The sequence below is a fragment of the Mesorhizobium sp. M1088 genome (genome assembly GCF_040318575.1).
In the GTDB taxonomy this organism is placed as follows: Bacteria; Pseudomonadota; Alphaproteobacteria; order Rhizobiales; family Rhizobiaceae; genus Mesorhizobium.
This window is the reverse complement of the sequence record NZ_JAMYMO010000126.1, coordinates 1-756: the sequence shown is the minus strand read 5'-3', so window position 1 is coordinate 756 and position 756 is coordinate 1. Positions and strand designations below refer to the sequence as shown.

The 756-nt window shown below is 59.8% G+C and carries 1 protein-coding gene and 1 tRNA gene; both read left to right on the top strand.

The genetic code is table 11. From position 1 onward, the window contains the following. On the top strand, positions 1-296 hold a 296-nt coding region (locus NKH49_RS34780; RefSeq protein WP_352930224.1), incomplete at its 5' end, for a hypothetical protein. A 239-nt stretch (positions 297-535) separates the two neighbouring features. Further along, positions 536-626, top strand: a tRNA-Ser gene (locus tag NKH49_RS34775). The last annotated feature ends 130 nt before the right edge of the window (positions 627-756 follow it).

The following is a 756-nucleotide window of genomic DNA, read 5'->3' as shown; positions in this document are numbered from 1 at the left end:
GCGACGACGACGGCGTCGGCGGCGCGCGCACCGGAAACTGCGATCAGTGCCGCAGCGGAGCCGAGAAGAAGGCTCTTGATGTTCATTTTCTGACCTCCAGTCAAAAGTTAAAAAACGGGTCTGGGTATTCTTTGCTGAAGGACAGCGTTCCCTGCCCCATCCCCACTACCGAAAAAGATGCGCACCGCGCCGCTCCTTCAAATCCGACATTACCCATGAGACGGCGGCGTTCAACCACGATCGTACCGGCAAAAGGTTTGTCTTGGCGCTATCCCCCAGCGTTGTTGCACAAATGACACGATTTGGCCTCACTCCGAAAGCTCCCGTTAACCAATGGCCCTCCGCAAGCCGTTGCAAACGGCGGATTCCGGCGACGGTCGGCCCGAAATGTGACCTTGGCCCGAGTCGCGAACCAGGGAATTGCCGCAGAATCGACACATCGCTGGGCCGCACCTTGGCAAAGGGTCGATTTTTCAAGGATAATAGCGCCGGCTTGTTGATTGTGCCGGCGCTTTTCTTTATCCACCGGCGCAACGGAGAGGTGGCCGAGTGGTCGAAGGCGCTCCCCTGCTAAGGGAGTAGAGGTCAAAAGCTTCTCGTGGGTTCGAATCCCATCCTCTCCGCCACCCTACACCCTGCGGGCTTCGGGTGGCAGGCGATCCTGCTTCGCGCTGTGCGCTTCGCAGGACAAGTCCAGCGAATCCCCTCTCCGCGCGAAGCAGGATGCCCTCCGAAGCCGTAGCGAAGGAGGGCCGC